Origin of the sequence: Facklamia sp. P13069 (genome assembly GCF_050409405.1) — a bacterium.
Lineage (GTDB): Bacteria > Bacillota > Bacilli > Lactobacillales > Aerococcaceae > Facklamia.
In genome coordinates this window covers 51,564-70,632 of sequence record NZ_JBNUPN010000006.1, presented here as the reverse complement: position 1 = coordinate 70,632, position 19,069 = coordinate 51,564, and the positions used below count along the sequence as shown (strand labels likewise).

Here is a 19,069-nt window from a genome sequence, read left to right as displayed (position 1 = left end):
TTATTTCTAATAATAAAAGAATAAGGACTGAAAAAACTATCAGAACTTCTAATTAAAGAAACTACAGATCTCTTATTTCAAATTATTAAATATCTCTTGACCTGTCCCTTAGGGGGGCTGATATATTTGATTTAAAAGGAGGTATGTACTATGTTGATGAATGAAGTGAGAGAAAAAACAGGTCTAATACGTAAAGCCATAGAATATTATGAAGAAAAAGGATTTATTAGTCCAGAAAGAGAGTCGAATAATTACAGGATTTACACTGATGAAGAGGTTGATATTCTGAAGAAAATATCTATTTATCGAAAATAAGGTTGCTCAATAGAGGAAATTGAAGGTGTTTTACAAGAACCCAATAAGTCATCGTTAGCCACTATCATTCGAGATAGAGAAATAAAATCACAATTAGATAACAGAAAAGTTGAAATATTGAAACTACTCCTTGAGGGATTAGATATAAACACTGTAAAAGAACAATTGATTTTAATCGATCAACAGGAATCGATTTATTCTAAGTTAGTAAGAGCATTTCCTGGATATATTGGTCAAATTTTCTTTTTATCATACAAAGCTTTTTTAACAGATACGTTGAAAGAGGATAAGATAAAATATTATGAAGACTATATTGAATTTTTAGATACTATGCCTGACTTTGAGTTAGATGAAGATGAGAAGATAGCAATAGACCAAGCATCAAAAACCATTTCACTAACAGACATTGAAGAGGTAAATGAGGAAAAAACAAAGGCTATTTATAATGCAGACGAATGGTTAGAGGAAAACAAAGAAATGTTAGAAAGATATCAGTCTTTTAAGGAAAGTAGTGTTTATCTAAATAACCCAATATATCGTATTCAAGAAAAAATGAAGAAGCATATGCAAGATTCAGGTTATTATGAAAAAGCTATTCCTTTGATGAGAAAATTTAGTCCAGCATATAATGATTATTATGAAGAGTTATTAGCAGCAAATCAAAAGTTGATAGATAAAAACATATAAACTCAAGTAGGGTAATTATCGTAAAAGGACGATAGAAATTAAAATCTATCGTCTTTTTTGTACCAAAAATCAGAAAGGAAAGATGGATAGGATAAGAAGCCCTACTTGATAAGCAAGGTAAAAATATAATAAAACACATGGCGATTGGAAATGAATGAATCCATTCGTTTTTTTAAGACATGAAATTTAAAAAAGACATGAAGTATTTAATAGTTGGAGAAAGTGGAAAAGGAAAGTCCACTTGACTCAATATACTATTTGGTAATCTCCAACCTTTGGACGGAAAAATATTGATTGATAATAGAGAATTGTCTTATCGTCAATTAAGAGAAATCATTTTTATAATAGTCAATTTTCTAATGTTTTTTCGGTTAATTATGCTAATAATGTCACACTATTTGATAGTTTTACAATAAAAGAAGAAATTAGTTTACCTGAAAAGCACAAAAATAAAATTTTAAAGAGTGATAATTGTAGTCAACTTAGCGGTGGTCAGAAACAAATGATCAAATTGCAAAGAGCTATACTTTCTCAAATGCCTATTTTATTAATGGATGAACCATTTTCCGCGATGAATTCTGAACTCGAAATCGATCTCACTAAAAAATTAGTGCAATTAGATAAAACAATTATATTAGTCAGTCATAATACGAATCCTGATTACTTAAACCTATTTGATGAAGTTATTTATTTATAAAATGGGAAGCCGTCTTAAAGAGTTATATTTACCTAGAGTAAAATACATAAGTTTTGAGAATTGAGATTGTTTCCTTCTAAAAATTTAGTGTGTCTTTATAAAATCTAATTCATTTAAACTTTACCTCTACAAAATATAAGGAGTATAGCTTATAAAAGGAGCTCAGTAATGCAAGAACAGTTATTAGAGAAGATGAAGTTTAATTCACAAAACTATAATTTGGATGAAATAAAATGGTTAATTAATAATAGAGGTCATCCTAACTCAGAAAGTAGAGATAAATTAATCTATAGGACTTTTGTCAGAGGAATGGCAAAAGAATTATTTTCAATAGATCAAGTTAGGTATATGATTGACCAATTGTTAGAGAAAGATTTTATTTTATTTGAAATTGATAAAAAAGGGGAAGCTACTTTAAAACGGTCTTTTTCCTTATTACTTCTCTCCTTAATTGTTACATACGACAATGAAAAAGGCTCAATATACTATAAACTTTTAGAAAAAGAAGCGTTTAAAAAAATTGAAAATGATACCTTGACTTACTTTTAAAAAGAGTTGGATTTTTCGGGATATGCTGATCGTTTTGGGTGGGTTCACACCTTTGCACATGCTGCAGATCTAATGGTTGCAATCGTTAAACACCCTTTATTTAATAAAACGAATCTGGAAGCTATCTGGAAAGCGATTATGAACTACTTTAGAAAGATAGAAATAAAACCGGTGGATGATGAAGAGGACCGTCTAGCCTATATTATTAAAGAATTATTTGTTCATAACATTTTACAAGAGGATAAATTCAAAGTGTGGATTAACCGAGAAAAGTTTCCGCGAAGAAATAATAAAGAATATTACCAATGGTCGGCATTTCGTTCATTTTGTATGGCAATATATATTGAATTAGATCAGTTAGGTCTTGCTAGTGATGAACTAAAAAAATGTTTGTATGATCCTATAAACAGCTAATTAACCATTTAAACATTAAAAGGCAGAACTTATTATAATAACCGTATAGGGTCAAATTCTGCAGAATGTTTATCAAGAAGCGAGAGATACACTCTAAACTGGTGTTAGTTTTCTAACTTCAAATTATCTTTATATAAATTTTAGCATGGCGTATCGAATATGTAATGTGAACAATTTCAATCCAAATGTAAGCGCTTATTGATTATGTTTAAACTATTTGGTACAATATATGTGTTAAATTTGAAATTAACGATATTAGATGCTGAGAAGCTAGATGCAGTTTAGTTATATTTTTTAAAACCTTTAAAATTTAAAAGATTCTAAGGCATTAAACAAAAAATGCATCTTTTTTTAAAAGAAGTTTAGTATCTTAATTAGTAATAATTTCTTTTGTTGGGATTGCTCGTCCTCAAGTGGCGATCGCTGCACCTTCATTCAGAGTATTGAAGTATTACTAGTTTGATAGAAATATTTTTACTTTTACCTGTTCTAGTAAGAATTGACATTTTTATATTAATACAGCAACATGGACAAAATGTTAAATTATAATTGATAGGAGGAAATTATGCTCTCTTTAAAAAATGTATCAATTAGCACGAGGCTATCGGTATTAGAAAATGCATCCTATAATTTTTTAAATGGATTTATTTATGGAATTGTTGCTCCAAATGGGGCAGGTAAGACGACTTTATTTCGTTCCATTGCAGGGTTAAAAGAAATTAATAAAGGTGAGATTCGTTTTAATAATCAAGCCGTAAATAATCAAAGAAAAAATTTCTTTTATTTAGAAGATATTGAATGGCTGGATCAAAACTTAACTGGCATGGATTATTTAAAATTTGTTCAGTTAAAATGGGAATCTTCTTTAAATACTGAAGAGATTGTTCACTTATGTCGCATCGATAATTTTGTGAATGTGCCTATTCGAAAGTATTCCAAAGGCATGAAGCAAAGATTGATTTTTGCATTATATTTAATCAGTGACGCAGAATGTTATTTAATGGACGAAATATTGAACGGATTAGACAGTGATTCCAGAACGATGTTTTTTGAACTATTAAAGAAAAACCGAGAAAAAGATAAAATAATCATTATAACTTCCCATTACCTTGAAGATCTTAGGATCATTTGTGATTCTATCGTTTATTTGCAAGATAAACAATTGAAAGAAGGTGAAAAGTAATGATGGAAGTAATGCTCTTCATTAAGAAATTATTAAGAAGCCGTTTAAATGTTATGCCACTACTTATTCTTCTTTTGAGTATAGCTACCATCTTGTTTTTAAATTATAAATCCATTGATTATTTTTCTCTAAAAAACACTTTAATTGAAGAAAACGTTAAATTTGATAAAGATATTGCAGAAATCAATAGTTTAATTGATGGTCAAGATGAAACAAACGAGCAAATAAATTCGATTGATCAAGAGAATTTAATCAATGCGAAAGATTTAAAAGAAAATAATAAAAAGATTCTGAATGCATTGGAACAGAAGAACTATCAGGAAGCTTACACTATGATGGCTAATAAAATTTCTAACACGAGTTCAATTGTAGAAGGAAATTCAAAATTTTATGGGTCTTCGTATCAAGAAATCATGGAAGCTTTGAAACGTGATGAAAAATTTTATAACTATCTGTCAGCTCACAAATTAAAAGCTGATAATATCCAGCCAGTATTTGGAGCAACTTTTATGTTTTCTATATGGAATGAGTATATGCCCTTTCTCTTTACCTTTCTGATTGTTTTTATTCTCTCACAAATATTTGCTTCTGCTTTTCATGATAAACTAATGATCTATCGATTGATTCCAGATAATTATTTCAAAAGATTTATACGAAATACCGCTATCGGTAGTATGGTTTCTTCTACCATATTTTTCCTAACTCTTATACTCGCTTATATCCTAGCCAGTCTATTCTTTGATAAGGGCTCTTTTAATTATCCAATATTAATTTACAGTGAAAAATTAGCAGCCAGTTGGATTGCAATGAGCCGTTTAATTTCAAACGCTCTGATTCTACAGTTGGTATCAATTATTACAGTTATATCGACCATATACTTAATAGCAATGGTATTTAAGGATAAGATGCTTACAGTGTTTGTGGCTCTGATTGTTATTTTAGGAAGTATGAGTTTGTCGTATATTTTGGTTCCCTTGCAAAAAGTGGCGCATTTAATACCGTATAATTATATGCAATCTGTTGCTGTCGTGACCGGACAAATAAATAACCAAATAGAAATAAGTCATTTAAATTTTAATAGCGGTATTCTATCAAATATCTTTTGTATCTTAATAATCGTTGCGGTTATATTTATAATAGAATTTAAAAGAAGTAGCAAGCTAAGTAATTTCAAAGGAGTCAAAGATGAAAGTTTATAATCTTTCCTTATAGATTCATAAAATAGTTTAATAGGAATCAGTTAACAATGTAAGTCTTTGTCTAAAAAGATGGGAGCATTATATTAACGAGTGCTAGGATAAGGAATAATAGAAGACCTAAAACGATTGAAACCTTCCTTTAAGGAAGGTTTCAATCGTTTTAGGTCGAGGGCGTGTATGAGGGATGAGAGAAGCCAATGCTTGCTACAATAACATAAACAATGATCGGTGTTTTTAACCAACATCTGTAACAATATGTTTCAACTTCAAAACCTTTATTTGTTTATTCAATTCCAGAAATTCTTTGTAGCTGAATGGTTAAATTAAGATTTTTCTAAACATTCAATTGAGGATTATGAAATAAGAACTTCTTTAAAGATTAAAGAGTTCATTTTGAAAAAAATAAAAGAAAATAAGTAATGAATACTAAAAAAGAATGAATATATTAAACTATATAATATATTTGATAGGCAATTGAAACAAAAGTCTACATTATTTTTGAACAACATTATCCATAGATTCAATACAAAGAAGTGGTTTTCCAACGAAAAAAGGGCGGTTTGGAAATTGCGACCAATTGGCACATTTTTTTAATATTCCATTGACGTTTCATTTCTTCAACTGTTTTTACATTAATTGTAGCAGCACATTCTTTCTGAATTATTGTACGTTTGCTAAATTATTTATTTATTTTAAGCTGTAATTGATCAACATTATTCAATTTTTCAACCCTTTTGTCGCTTCCGGTCCACCTTATTTAAGAAACGTTTAAACATTTGCTATACTCAGCATGAAAGTGTTTAATAATTTTTACTTGAAACCTTTGGTATCCACTAGTCCTAAATCATTACAACGCTGTCGCTGAAATGTTCACTCAATCGTTGAGGCTTGAAATATACGATAATAGGCGTTAAAACGATTGAATACCCATACTTTGAGTACTTCGATCTATTAATAGAAACTATAAGCCTAGGAATAGAGAATGTATTCGCTTGTTTGACGCAGAAGCAATCCAAAGAAAGCTTCTATTTTTAATTCTGTTCAAACAAGTTAATAGTCTTGTCTTCGAAGAAATATACAATGGAAAGAATAATAAAAAATTACTCCACTACCTATCACATAGTCAAAAAACGATGAGTAGGTTAATGTTCTCTTGAAGTAGGATACAAGTGCATGAATAAGAAGGAAAAATGGAGACAATAGATTTTTTTTAACCTTTTTGATCTTCAACAGAGTGTCTCCTTATAATTTAAATGGTCATTAAAAATAAAGATAGTTTATATGGATTGTAATTGACAGTAAAAATGCTTTCAAATCACCCTTAAAAGACTGGGTGTTTTAAATGGTATGATATTAAAAAACAACGAATTCAGAATTCTTGAAAGACTTCTATTTTTATTCTAAGATAAATTTGTTAACGAAGACCAATAAATTGAATGTGTATAGATTGACAGTTCGTTGCTTTAATGAATTGCTTTAGGAAGGGGGCTTCAAGAAAAGGATAGGAGATAACTAATGACATTCAATGGGGTTGTTCGTTAAAACGATATGGAACATAGTCTTGTTTATAACTAGTTAATGAAATCAGTTATAGGGTTGGTTTTTGTATTTAAAGGAGCGTTTTATATGGATAAAAAGATTACCGTTATTGCTGGTGGTGTGATAGGTAGTTCTTTCCCCATTGTTTTTGCTATTGGAGGATATAATGTAGTTTCTTATAACAAATGGGAAGAAGAAGAAGAAAAAGTAAAAAAATATATTGATAATGCTTTAAATACCCTAATTACTCAAAATGTTTTTACATCAGAAGAAAGAGATAGAATTTTAAGCAGAATCTCTTATACAGGAAACTTAGAAGAAGCGCTAGAAGATGTTGATTATGTTCAAGAGTGTTTACCTGAAGATTATGAAATAAAACAAGGATTTATTAAAGACTTTGAAAAATATGCACCAGAAAAAGCAGTGATGGGTTCTTCAACCTCTGGCTTGCTTATTTCAGAAATCGCTAAATTTGCTGAAAAACCCGATCGAATTATCGGAGCACACCCTTATAATCCCCCGCACTTGATTCCGCTAATTGAATTGGCTAAAGGCGAAAAATCGAGTGATCAGGCGATTGAAGTGGCTAAAGAAATCTTTAAGTCTTCTAATAAAGAACCGATTGTATTGAATAAAGAATTAAAAGGTTTTGTTTCTAACAGAATTCAAGCGACTGTTTTTAGAGAGCTTATCTCGATGGTCTTAGACGGTGCAGTATCGATGGAAGATGCTGATAAGGCAGTTACCTTTGGACCAGGCATTCGTTGGGGAATTATGGGACCGGGTCTTGTCTTTGAACTAGGCGGAGGAGAAGGTGGAATTGAAGCTGTCCTCAAACATATCGGTCCATCGTTAGAAAGCTGGTTAGAAGACCTTGCTACATGGACTGAAATTCCCGAAGAAGCCAAGGAGAAAATTCCGAAAATGGTCGCAGAATCGCTTAAAAATAGACCAAAAGAAATTGGAAATGATCGGGAATCCTTATTAAAATATAGGGATGAAATGTTGCTAGATATCCTTAAACTCCATGATAAATTTTAATAGATCGTCTCGACTGTATAAGAAATCCTCCTTCATCCTAAACGGATGCGGGGGCTTTTTCTGTGGGGAGAGAGTAGGTTCATTGCAAAAGTGAGTGTTCGCAGCACTTGAGAAGCGGTTACTATTTTAGATGGAATGAGAGAGTGAATGAGCGCATTGTACACAAACAATTCACCTTCTAGCGTGGTTAATTTCATAATTTTAGCTAAAAAAAAAGCGCCGAGACAGCGCCATAAGTTGGGTTCGGTTAAACCTTATTTTAACTCGCATATGTTGTTTTGAATGGATACAACATCTATATAATAACATAAAAATCATTTGTGTCAACGCTCTATATTATTTTTTTATTATTGGAAAAATTGAATATTTTTAAAAAAATTATCTTCTTTCATATAATGCTATGTTATAATGTAACCGTTATCTTAAAAATGATACTAAAACTCAATGAAATGGAGCGAGATTAAGTGAAGAAACCTTATACGATTGGATTAGATATTGGGACGGGATCAGTAGGGTGGGCTGTGTTAACGGAAGACCTCCAACTTGTGAGAAAAAACATGAATATATTAGGCAACACTGATCGTAAGAAAATTAAGAAGAATTTCTGGGGAGTTCGCCTTTTTGATACGGGACAAACTGCGGAAGATACTCGAATGAAAAGAACGAGTCGTCGGCGATTACGTCGTCGGCGAAATCGAATTGTATATTTAAGAGATCTTTTTTTTGAAGCGATAAAAGAAGTGGATGAAAATTTCTTTGAACGTTTAGACAACAGCTTTTTTACAGACGAAGACAAACCTTACAACATATACCCTATATTTGGAAACATGGATGAGGAAAAACAATACCACCTAAACTTTGAAACGATATATCATTTACGTAAACACTTAGCTGATAGTAGCGAGAAAGCTGATTTAAGATTAGTTTATTTGGCACTCGCCCATATTATCAAATACCGTGGACATTTTTTAATTGAAGGCGACTTAGACTTAAAAAACACTTCCATTAAACAACAATGGCTTCAATTTATTAAAACGTTTAATCAAGCTTTCCCAGAAGATAAAATAATAGTAACTGATGAGGAATCAAGTCAAATTGAATTAATTTTTAAAGAAAAAATTGCTAGATCAGCTAAGAATCAACGAGTAAGAAATCTCTTAAAAATAAAAACGTCACACCCGTTAGAAAAATTTTTAAATCTGATTGTTGGAAATAAGGGAAACTTTCAAAAGGCTTTTGATTTAGAAGAAAAAGCAGAGTTGCAACTAACGAAAGAGACCTACAATGAGGATTTAGAAGAGTTGTTGGGAAAAATAGGTGATGAGCATTTAGAATTATTTACGACGGCTAAGGCAACTTACGATGCTATTGAATTAGCAGGCGTTTTGAAACCGAGTGGTGTAAAAACAAATGCGCTCCTTTCTGATAATATGATAAGTCAATACAATGAACATAAAGAAGATTTAAGAAAGCTTAAAGACCTTGTTGCAAATCATTCGAAGAGTTTATACTATAATCTTTTTAGGGATAAGACAAAAAAAGGTTATGCTGGATATATAGACGGCGAAGCTAGTCTCGAAGAGTTTTATAAATACCTTCGAGCTGAAATTAAAAACATTAAGGGCAGTGATTATTTTATTCATAAAATGGAGACAGAGGATTTATTAAGAAAGCAACGATCTTATCATAATGGAAGTATTCCTCATCAAGTCCATCAAGAAGAGTTAGTGGCTATCTTAAATCATCAAGAAAAGTATTATCCATTTTTAGCCAAAAACCGTAATAAAATATTACAGATATTCAAATTTAGAATTCCTTATTATGTCGGGCCACTTGCTAAAACAAATGAAGATCGTTTTTCATGGATGACAAGAAAGTCAAATGAAGCTGTTAGACCGTGGAATTTTGAGAGTGTGGTCAATTTAGAAGCATCTGCTACTTCTTTTATTGAAAAAATGACCAACTACGACCTTTATCTTCCAGAGGAAAAGGTACTACCTAAGCGAAGTTTGCTGTATCAAAAATTCGCCATTTTTAATGAACTAACAAAAGTTTCCTATAAAGATGAGCGACAACGGCTTCAATTTTTTTCTAAAAAAGAAAAAGAAGCCATTTTTAATCAATTATTTAAGAAAAATCATTCTGTCAGCGAGAAAAATTTAAAAAAATTTCTAATAAATGAGTTGGCTATAAAAGCCAGTGAAATCAATGGGATTGATGGAAGATTTAATGCAAGTTATTCAACCTATTTAGATTTTATGAAAATTGAAGGAATGCAAGCCTTACTTGATGATGACTCGCTTTCGCAAATGCTAGAAAAGATTATATTTATTCTGACTATTTTCGAAGATCGTAAGATGAAGAAAACACAATTGCAACAATTTAATCAATACTTAACACCAGAAATGATTAAGCATCTTTCTCGAAAAAATTACTCAGGTTGGGGAAGGTTGTCAGCAAAATTAATTGATGGTATTCGTGATAAGCAATCGCATAAGACAATTATGGACTATTTAAAGGATGATGATGGAGTAGATCGCCATCACAATCGAAATTTCATGCAATTAATTAACGATGAAACGCTTAGCTTTAAAGAGACTATTGAACGCGCTCAAAATATTGAACAAGATCAAGCGTTAGAGGATATGGTTTATGAGTTGCCAGGCTCGCCTGCTATAAAAAAATCAATTTTACAATCTCTAAAAATTGTAGAAGAAGTGGTAGGGATTATGGGATACGCTCCTCATTCAGTAGTAGTTGAAATGGCTCGTGAACATCAAACGACAGCTTTTGGTAAGAAGCAATCTAAGAAACGCGAAGATAAATTAACGACTGCCTTGAAGGACTTTGGTAGTAATTTATTAAAAGAGCAACCGATAGTTAATGAAACCTTACAAAATGATCGTCTCTATTTATATTATCTACAAAACGGGAAAGATATGTATACAGGAGAGCCTTTAGATATTCATCGTTTATCTTTTTATGATATTGATCATATTATTCCAAGAAGTTTTACTACAGATAACTCGATTGATAATAAAGTTCTTGTTAGTTCTGCAAAAAATAGGGGAAAATTGGACGATGTCCCTTCTAAAGCTATCGTCGATAAACAGCGAAGTTTCTGGGAACGTTTACAAAACTCAGGACTTATGAGCGAACGGAAACTAGCGAACCTTACCAAAGCCGAAAGAGGAGGATTGAGCGAGAAAGAAAAAGAACGTTTCCTTAAGCGAAGCTTGGTAGAAACGCGCCAGATAACTAAATATGTTGCTAATATTTTAGATACGATTTTAAATGATTCTTCGGCTGAAAAAACTGTAGATATCGTCACCATAAAATCTACTTTAGCAAGTCGGTTTAGAAAAGATTTTAATCTTTATAAAGTTCGTGAAATTAACGATTATCATCATGCACATGATGCATATTTAAATGCAGTGGTGGCTAATAAAATTTTGAAAGTTAATCCAAGAGTGAAACGTGACTTGGTCTATGGTCAATTTTCTTATCAATCTAGTTCTATTAAAAACAAAGCTTCTTATCGAAAAATGAAATATGATCAGATGATTGATTTCTTTGTGGAAGACTTTGTGATTGACGAAAAGACAGGCGAGGTTCTTTGGGATAAAAATAAAGAAATGCAGACAATTAAAAAAGTGCTATCTTCAAAGCAGATGAATATCGTCAAAAAAGTAGAAGAACAATCTGGAGAATTATACAAACAAACGTTAAACCCTAAGGGGACTTCAGAGAAACTCATACCAATAAAAGAAGGATTGGATATAAATAAATATGGAGGGTATTTGAACCCTAAAACCGCCTTTACTTTAGCAATAAAAGATAAGAAGAAATGGCAATTCATCGGCGTAACAATGCAAGAAAAAGCTAAGTTTAAGCAATCTCCAAAAGAATTTTTAAGCGACAAGGGCTTTCGAGAAGACGCTGAATACCTTGTGTTAAAGAAATACACACTCTACGAAACAAAAGAGGGCGCAAGACGTTTGATTTCATCGCATCAAGAAGCTCAAAAAGGTAATCAGTTTGTTCTATCTGCTCATTTAGTGCCAATGGTCTATCATGCTCAACATTATGATGAAAGTAAATATCCTGAAAGTGTAGAATATGTAAATAATCACTTAGAAAAGTTTGATTTAATCTTCCAGGAGGTTATTAGATTTGCTGATCAATATATCCAAAAACCTAAAGTTACTAAACGGTTAGAAACAATCTATCAGAAGAAGAGTCAGGATATCAATGGCCTAGCCAAATCAATTGTTTCTTTATTTACTTTTGTTTCTTATGGAGCACCTGCTGCATTTAATTTTTTAGATGAAAATATAACTCAGTCTAGCGTTAGGTATACTCTAGGAAGCTTAAAAGAATCTATATTAATATTCTATTCTATAACTGGTCTTTATGAAACGAGAATAAAGTTGGAGGAATTGTAATGGCGTGGCGGACAGTGGTGGTTAACTCACATTCCAAGTTGAGCTATAAAAATCACCATTTATACTATCGAAGTGCACGAGCAACCGAATTAATTCATTTGTCAGAAATCGATATACTTATTTTAGAAACAACTGATATTACACTAACGACGATGCTATTAAAACATTTAGCTGATCATAATGTACTGGTTGTTTTTTGCGATGAAAAACGTCTACCTAAAAGTATGCTCCAACCTTATTATGGACGCCATGATAGTTCCTTACAATTGAAAAAACAGATGAGGTGGGCTGTCTCTTTTAAAAATGAACTATGGAGAAATATTATTAGACAAAAAATTTTAAATCAGGCTAGTTTTTTGCAGGAGCTAGGCGCTAATACTAAAGCTGAAACATTAAGACACTTTAGTAAGGGCATTCTATCTTTTGATGAAAGTAATCGAGAAGCGCATGCTTCTCGGTTATATTTCACCACACTTTTTGGAGCAGATTTTGTACGGACAGATCCCAGTACTATTAATGCCGCCTTGGATTATGGGTATACCCTTATTTTAAGCATGTTTGCTAGAGAAATTGTAAAAAATGGTTGTTTAACTCAATTAGGAATCAAACATGATAATCAATTTAATGAATTTAATTTAGCAAGTGACTTAATGGAACCCTTTCGAATAATAATTGATACTATCGTTTATAAGTATCAAGGCGAAGAGTTCAAAGTGATTAAATTAAAGCTCTTTAAAATATTTAGTCGAACATTCGCTTATAGGGATCAAGAGATGTTTTTAACGAATATCATTGCCGATTATACAAAACGATCGATTAAATTTTTGAATGAGGAGGATAATAGGCAGCCGGAGTTTAGAGATGTCTTATAGATTTATGCGTTTATTATTAATGTTTGATTTGCCCGTTGCTAGTTTGGAGCAAAAAAGAGACTATCGTAAATTTAGAAAATTTTTAATTGATGAAGGTTTTATTATGCATCAGTACTCAATTTATAGTAAGATTTTACTTAATTCAACGGCTAAAGCGGCGCAAATTAATCGTTTAAAAAAACATATTCCAGAAGAAGGATTAGTCACACTTTTAACAGTGACTGAAAAACAATTTTCAAGGATGATATATTTGGTAGGAGAATCAGACGTATCCATTGCGAATCGAACAGATCGTATTGTGATTTTAGGGGAGGGAGATTAGAGTGAAGATTAATTTTAAAATGCTCGATCAACCGCTTTTAATTGAATGTCCTACACTATTGGTAATTGAGGAGGTCAAACTTTTTTCAAACATTATTGAACAAATATACTCTTACACTGAAGAGGCAGAGTTAAAATTTTATGACCATAAAAACAATAACTTAAAAGCCAATGAAATGGTTATAATCACAGATATACTAGGGTATCAAATTAATTCAACCACTTTCTTAAATATAATCTATCAAGATATAATAGATCAATTAAATGAGACGCCTGAAAAAAAGAATCAATTAGAGCAAACTCTGCACCAATTACTAGTACAAGTAGACGATGTATTAATAGATTCAGAGCTAGACTTAATAGCTAATGAAGTGGATATAAAAGCAGTTTTGAAGTTATTTAATGTGACAATTGCTACTGATTATCACTCGATAAATGAACGCTTTTATGATATAGTTCAAGTAGTTAATTATTTGAAAAAAAAGAAGTTATTAATCATTATCAATTCACTTTCTTATTTAACACAAGATCAAGTCCATGATTTATTTGAATACATTACTAGTTATGGGTTACGTACACTTTTTATAGAACCACGAAAGTTATATGGATACCCTCAATATGTAATAGATTCAGAATATTATGTTTATAAATTTGAAGAATAAAAAATTACCCATTCAAAACTGAAGTTTTCGCAAAAACAAATAGCTTCATAATAGGGTCTCCAGGCATTGCGAGTTTTAGAGCTATGTTGTTTTGAATGGATATAAGACGGGTCATCGATGGGTCCAGGTAAAGCATAAGTTTTAGAGCTATGTTGTTTTGAATGGATATAAGACTTGCATAAGTTGTGTGTTATTGTAGCGGGTGTTTTAGAGCTATGTTGTTTTGAATGGATATAAGACATAGTTAAAAATTTAGAAATCCGTGGACGCGTTTTAGAGCTATGTTGTTTTGAATGGATATAAGACCATCATATGCTTTGTGTGGTTTATCATAATGTTTTAGAGCTATGTTGTTTTGAATGGATATAAGACTCTATCTAATAGATTGATTGAACGTATAAAGTTTTAGAGCTATGTTGTTTTGAATGGATATAAGACAGATTGAAAAACATCGCATTGAGAACAATAGTTTTAGAGCTATGTTGTTTTGAATGGATATAAGACTAAAAACGCATGGTAAACAACCTAAGCTAGGTTTTAGAGCTATGTTGTTTTGAATGGATATAAGACTCAAAGAAGCATTATCATACGTAGTTGACTGTTTTAGAGCTATGTTGTTTTGAATGGATATAAGACTCCCGCTAACAAAACTCTGAACATTCCCCCGTTTTAGAGCTATGTTGTTTTGAATGGATATAAGACTTTTAACTTTTATGTTTAACGCTAGGTGCTGTTTTAGAGCTATGTTGTTTTGAATGGATATAAGACTGTTATTCAATTGTCAAAGAACGGATTAGTGTTTTAGAGCTATGTTGTTTTGAATGGATATAAGACCTTGACTGTCCCAATAAAATTCGTCATTTTGTTTTAGAGCTATGTTGTTTTGAATGGATATAAGACATTAGATAGAATGAACAATAGATAGAGAGTGTTTTAGAGCTATGTTGTTTTGAATGGATATAAGACTTGCTTCATTGTTTAATATGTCAACTATGAGTTTTAGAGCTATGTTGTTTTGAATGGATATAAGACATTTTTTAAAGTAGTTTTTTTGTGTGTATAGTTTTAGAGCTATGTTGTTTTGAATGGATATAAGACGTATCACTAAACGCCTTACTATTTTACCGAGTTTTAGAGCTATGTTGTTTTGAATGGATATAAGACATGTTTTTCGGTTCGTGTTAAGATATAGACGTTTTAGAGCTATGTTGTTTTGAATGGATATAAGACAATTTATTATCGACTTGATATTTATATTATGTTTTAGAGCTATGTTGTTTTGAATGGATATAAGACCACCACTTCCCCCACTTCCCACCATTCCCTGTTTTAGAGCTATGTTGTTTTGAATGGATATAAGACTCGGTATCGAATCTGATACTGGCTATCCTAGTTTTAGAGCTATGTTGTTTTGAATGGATATAAGACTTTTAGATAGCCTCAATAATATACCCTTGCGTTTTAGAGCTATGTTGTTTTGAATGGATATAAGACTATTTGTCTCAATTTCTATTTCTATACCATGTTTTAGAGCTATGTTGTTTTGAATGGATATAAGACTATGAGGAATTTAGTTATGAGAAGATCGTAGTTTTAGAGCTATGTTGTTTTGAATGGATATAAGACAATTTAAACCTAAAAGAAAACACAAGTACAGTTTTAGAGCTATGTTGTTTTGAATGGATATAAGACTGATGAAGCAGATTATAATACAAATGCTAAGTTTTAGAGCTATGTTGTTTTGAATGGATATAAGACCTTTATTAGTTCTTATAAAACTGTTACCGTGTTTTAGAGCTATGTTGTTTTGAATGGATATAAGACGGATCGTGATGTAAAAGTTATTGATAGTAAGTTTTAGAGCTATGTTGTTTTGAATGGATATAAGACATGAAAAGTTTGGGGGCGTTCAAACGGGCGGTTTTAGAGCTATGTTGTTTTGAATGGATATAAGACTCAAGGTGTTATTTTAGAGAAACGTGTTAAGTTTTAGAGCTATGTTGTTTTGAATGGATATAAGACAATAAAACTGGACCCATAGCCGCTAATATTGTTTTAGAGCTATGTTGTTTTGAATGGATATAAGACTTTGAATGTATAAAGTAAACAATGAATCTGGTTTTAGAGCTATGTTGTTTTGAATGGATATAAGACATAGTAAAAACTGGTACAGGTCATTCTCAAGTTTTAGAGCTATGTTGTTTTGAATGGATATAAGACTATATCTTTTCTATATATATATGTATCACTGTTTTAGAGCTATGTTGTTTTGAATGGATATAAGACATGTTTTTTTATAGTTTAATAGATACTTGTGTTTTAGAGCTATGTTGTTTTGAATGGATATAAGACCAGGAAGTTCAGGATCAAGTCCTTTGCTAAGTTTTAGAGCTATGTTGTTTTGAATGGATATAAGACCATTATCTCGATTGAATTGGTAACCAAACAGTTTTAGAGCTATGTTGTTTTGAATGGATATAAGACTGATTTGATTAAACGATTAAGAGAAAACATGTTTTAGAGCTATGTTGTTTTGAATGGATATAAGACGTTAGGAATTGGAGCCTATGAAACACATCTGTTTTAGAGCTATGTTGTTTTGAATGGATATAAGACTTTAAAATTAAAGCTAAGTTATTTATGAATGTTTTAGAGCTATGTTGTTTTGAATGGATATAAGACTCGAGTTCGAAGATAATGAAGAATTGCTAGGTTTTAGAGCTATGTTGTTTTGAATGGATATATGTCAATCTCTAATTAGTTAATTCTAAGTTAGGAATTTCAATTATCTTGTAAGGGGATAAGCTCTATTAAGGTTGTCTTCTTAACAATGGATAACGATCAATTATCTCATGCGATAAAATTTTATAACATAAGGGATAAATATGAATAAGACTATTAAAAGTGCTTTAAAGAAACTATTCTTTTTTGTTTTTGTTTTATATTTTTAGTGCCATGGTCAATGGTCTATCAATATATTTATTTGATACTACACTCGCAGAATATTTTGCTGAATTTTTTTCTCTAATCAGTTAGCAAAGAGCTATGAGTTAGTATGACTAGCTTTCTTAAATCAAATATAAAAAAAGGAGTAAGTTATGAAGTGTTATAACTTACTCTTTTTTAGCAATAATGAAGTTGTTTTTAAGAGAGGCCGATATAATAATTATCTCAGGCTAATAGTTAAACTTTATACTAAAATTAAAGCTAGCTTTTAGTTTAATTCCTAAATAGTAGTCTCACTAGAATCAATTGTTGAGTTAAGCTTCATTTTATCACTAAAAACAGTTTTTATATAAACCTAATTTAAATAATGTAAAAGTATAGGATAAAGATTGACTTTAATAATATTAAATGATAACTTTAACTTAATTAAAGAAGGAGGGTGAAATGAAAATTAATATTATTCCTGAATGGATGGCAAATCTTGAAGAAGAAGATTTATCTTTTATCAAAAGATTTATATTAGCATCTGGCTCTTTAAAAGAAATCGCTAAACAATATGAGGTTACATATCCGACAGTAAGACTAAGGTTAGATAGGCTTATCCAAAAAATTCAAATGAGCGATGATATTGCAAATGAACCTTATATCTCTTTAATTAAACGATTGGCTGTTAATGATAAGCTTGATTTTGAAACAGCTAAAATTTTGGTTTCAGAGTATAAAAAGATGAAAGGAGTTGAATGATATGAGAGCTGCTTTGATTATGTTTATTGTATATGGGGCATTAATTATTATCTTACAAATATTATTATCTAAACTTAAAAATAAATGGTTTGGCTTGATACTGCCCTCTTTAAGTTTTGTCTATTCTATGTCTTTATCACTTGTTTTAACCATCACCCCCCTGGAACAATCCGATAACATGAAAAGTTTAATGGATTTTGTATCGACACTCTTAGTAAACAATATACCTACCTTTATTCTATTAGCTATATATTTTGCTATGAGAAAGCAATTAAAAATTTCTTCCCAAATTGAAAAAATGAAAATTAGAGATTTATAATAGAATTATGTTAGAAATTATAAAAATAAAACTTTTAATTTAAATTTAAATAATCTTTTGCTTTTAGTCAGAAAATTATGAAAAATATTAAGAACTATAAAAGAGAACCATTCGAGTCTCTTTTAAATATGGGAATTCATATTATTTGCTAAAAATAAATAGGACAGTTGAAAGTCTTAACAATTCATTTGAATGATATAAATTCAAAGCAATCCCTGATATAATCGCCATGCAAAGAATATTTGCCAAAATATGATCACTTGCAATTTCAAATTGCTAGGCCAAAACTCTGATAAAGCCTATCTTAAATTTAGGAGGTGAAGACGATGCTCAATGAGATCTTAAAGGAAAAGAGAAAAGAACTTAAACTTACTCAGCAGCAGGTTGCTGATTCGTTGAATGTCACACGACAAACATTGTCTAGTTGGGAAGTAGGAAAAAGCTTTCCTGATATTCCAACCTTGATTAAGATTAGTAATTTTTATCAAATATCTATAGATTATATGTTAAGAGGGGATGTTGATCTGATGAAAAAAGTTGAAAAAGATGCAAATGAATTGGAAAAATACCAAAAAATAACAGAGATTTTAAAAATGATCGTTTATGGGTTACTGATTGTTGCTTTTTTCTATGGTGCCGGCTATGCAATTGGAAAAGGGTGGGGGCATTTTATGCCCTAAATCGTTTATTTCAATGAAGCAAGTTTATTTAAAGGTAATTAGTTAATCCTTAGTCATTCTATTTATAATCCTTAAAACAACTTTTTTCTAAATCTACTTTTAGACTTAGGAAGTAGTTGTTTTTTTGTTTTATTTGCCAAGAAAAAGTAAATTAAACAACTTAAGCTGTCAAACTAGCTGATTTATAAACTCTTTTAAAGATGACAGTCAATCTTGAAAGGGGGTAGTGTATCTGAATGGTACGTATATTATAGAGAGTAGGAAGTTGGCAGACTAAACAAGGAGAATTTTATGAAGAACACAAAAAGAAAACTCTTAGTGATCAGCTTATTGACACCACTTGATATCACATTATTTCTACAAGCCCCAGAACATTTAGTTAAGAAAATGTTATGACCTGTCTTAATAGGAATAATCTATTTCCCTCGACTTGCGAACTGTCTAGTCCATATTAAC

15 protein-coding genes and 1 CRISPR repeat array are annotated in these 19,069 nt (G+C 30.9%); all 15 genes read left to right on the top strand.

Translation table 11 applies throughout. From position 1 onward, the window contains the following. Positions 1-150 precede the first annotated feature (150 nt). The 15 genes from ACQV2T_RS02975 (at position 151) to ACQV2T_RS02905 (ending at position 18,613) form a co-directional block, all read left to right on the top strand. Positions 151-315, top strand: a complete 165-nt coding sequence (locus tag ACQV2T_RS02975; RefSeq protein ID WP_428884926.1) for a MerR family transcriptional regulator — start codon at positions 151-153, stop codon at positions 313-315. A 117-nt stretch (positions 316-432) separates the two neighbouring features. Then, complete coding sequence (locus ACQV2T_RS02970) at positions 433-1,002, top strand: hypothetical protein (RefSeq protein ID WP_428893221.1); 570 nt, start codon at positions 433-435, stop codon at positions 1,000-1,002. Between the two features lie 307 nt (positions 1,003-1,309). Then, the gene (locus tag ACQV2T_RS02965) at positions 1,310-1,699 is read left to right on the top strand and encodes an ATP-binding cassette domain-containing protein (RefSeq protein WP_428893225.1); all 390 of its coding nucleotides are present in this window, start codon (positions 1,310-1,312) and stop codon (positions 1,697-1,699) included. A 168-nt stretch (positions 1,700-1,867) separates the two neighbouring features. After that, on the top strand, positions 1,868-2,248 hold the full coding sequence (locus tag ACQV2T_RS02960) for a hypothetical protein (protein ID WP_428881731.1): 381 nt from the start codon (positions 1,868-1,870) through the stop codon (positions 2,246-2,248). A gap of 6 nt (positions 2,249-2,254) precedes the next feature. After that, positions 2,255-2,662, top strand: a complete 408-nt coding sequence (locus tag ACQV2T_RS02955; RefSeq protein WP_428881732.1) for a DUF2785 domain-containing protein — start codon at positions 2,255-2,257, stop codon at positions 2,660-2,662. A gap of 565 nt (positions 2,663-3,227) precedes the next feature. Further along, on the top strand, positions 3,228-3,845 hold the full coding sequence (locus tag ACQV2T_RS02950) for an ATP-binding cassette domain-containing protein (protein ID WP_428893220.1): 618 nt from the start codon (positions 3,228-3,230) through the stop codon (positions 3,843-3,845). Then, on the top strand, positions 3,845-5,044 hold the full coding sequence (locus tag ACQV2T_RS02945) for a hypothetical protein (protein ID WP_428881734.1): 1,200 nt from the start codon (positions 3,845-3,847) through the stop codon (positions 5,042-5,044). Before ACQV2T_RS02950 ends, ACQV2T_RS02945 begins: the two co-directional genes overlap by 1 nt. Before the next feature lie 1,626 nt (positions 5,045-6,670). After that, the gene (locus tag ACQV2T_RS02940; protein WP_428892897.1) at positions 6,671-7,624 is read left to right on the top strand and encodes a 3-hydroxyacyl-CoA dehydrogenase family protein; all 954 of its coding nucleotides are present in this window, start codon (positions 6,671-6,673) and stop codon (positions 7,622-7,624) included. A 464-nt stretch (positions 7,625-8,088) separates the two neighbouring features. Next, on the top strand, positions 8,089-12,069 hold the full coding sequence (gene cas9, locus ACQV2T_RS02935) for a type II CRISPR RNA-guided endonuclease Cas9 (RefSeq protein ID WP_428874705.1): 3,981 nt from the start codon (positions 8,089-8,091) through the stop codon (positions 12,067-12,069). After that, the gene (gene cas1, locus ACQV2T_RS02930) at positions 12,069-12,941 is read left to right on the top strand and encodes a type II CRISPR-associated endonuclease Cas1 (RefSeq protein ID WP_428873902.1); all 873 of its coding nucleotides are present in this window, start codon (positions 12,069-12,071) and stop codon (positions 12,939-12,941) included. Before cas9 ends, cas1 begins: the two co-directional genes overlap by 1 nt. After that, positions 12,931-13,263 (top strand): CRISPR-associated endonuclease Cas2, encoded by a 333-nt coding sequence (gene cas2, locus ACQV2T_RS02925; RefSeq protein ID WP_428873903.1) that lies wholly within the window; start codon positions 12,931-12,933, stop codon positions 13,261-13,263. Before cas1 ends, cas2 begins: the two co-directional genes overlap by 11 nt. 1 nt (position 13,264) lies before the next feature. Next, positions 13,265-13,924 carry a type II-A CRISPR-associated protein Csn2 gene (csn2, locus tag ACQV2T_RS02920; RefSeq protein WP_428873904.1) on the top strand — a complete coding sequence of 220 codons (660 nt, stop codon included), beginning with the start codon at positions 13,265-13,267 and terminating at the stop codon, positions 13,922-13,924. A gap of 72 nt (positions 13,925-13,996) precedes the next feature. Continuing rightward, positions 13,997-16,672: direct repeats of the CRISPR family, unit length 36 nt; unit sequence GTTTTAGAGCTATGTTGTTTTGAATGGATATAAGAC. A 642-nt stretch (positions 16,673-17,314) separates the two neighbouring features. Beyond that, the gene (locus tag ACQV2T_RS02915; protein WP_428873905.1) at positions 17,315-17,614 is read left to right on the top strand and encodes a DUF2089 family protein; all 300 of its coding nucleotides are present in this window, start codon (positions 17,315-17,317) and stop codon (positions 17,612-17,614) included. A gap of 1 nt (position 17,615) precedes the next feature. Continuing rightward, positions 17,616-17,933 carry a hypothetical protein gene (locus tag ACQV2T_RS02910; protein WP_428892900.1) on the top strand — a complete coding sequence of 106 codons (318 nt, stop codon included), beginning with the start codon at positions 17,616-17,618 and terminating at the stop codon, positions 17,931-17,933. 326 nt (positions 17,934-18,259) lie between these two features. Next, complete coding sequence (locus ACQV2T_RS02905; protein WP_428873907.1) at positions 18,260-18,613, top strand: helix-turn-helix transcriptional regulator; 354 nt, start codon at positions 18,260-18,262, stop codon at positions 18,611-18,613. The last annotated feature ends 456 nt before the right edge of the window (positions 18,614-19,069 follow it).

Bases quoted from the DNA above. Each gene is read 5' to 3' on its own strand.
- ACQV2T_RS02975 (WP_428884926.1), top strand. From the start codon at position 151: ATGTTGATGAATGAAGTGAGAGAAAAAACAGGTCTAATACGTAAAGCC.
- ACQV2T_RS02960 (WP_428881731.1), top strand. From the start codon at position 1,868: ATGCAAGAACAGTTATTAGAGAAGATGAAGTTTAATTCACAAAACTAT.
- ACQV2T_RS02950 (WP_428893220.1), top strand. From the start codon at position 3,228: ATGCTCTCTTTAAAAAATGTATCAATTAGCACGAGGCTATCGGTATTA.
- ACQV2T_RS02945 (WP_428881734.1), top strand. From the start codon at position 3,845: ATGATGGAAGTAATGCTCTTCATTAAGAAATTATTAAGAAGCCGTTTA.
- ACQV2T_RS02940 (WP_428892897.1), top strand. From the start codon at position 6,671: ATGGATAAAAAGATTACCGTTATTGCTGGTGGTGTGATAGGTAGTTCT.
- cas1 (WP_428873902.1), top strand. From the start codon at position 12,069: ATGGCGTGGCGGACAGTGGTGGTTAACTCACATTCCAAGTTGAGCTAT.
- cas2 (WP_428873903.1), top strand. From the start codon at position 12,931: ATGTCTTATAGATTTATGCGTTTATTATTAATGTTTGATTTGCCCGTT.
- ACQV2T_RS02915 (WP_428873905.1), top strand. From the start codon at position 17,315: ATGAAAATTAATATTATTCCTGAATGGATGGCAAATCTTGAAGAAGAA.
- ACQV2T_RS02910 (WP_428892900.1), top strand. From the start codon at position 17,616: ATGAGAGCTGCTTTGATTATGTTTATTGTATATGGGGCATTAATTATT.
- ACQV2T_RS02905 (WP_428873907.1), top strand. From the start codon at position 18,260: ATGCTCAATGAGATCTTAAAGGAAAAGAGAAAAGAACTTAAACTTACT.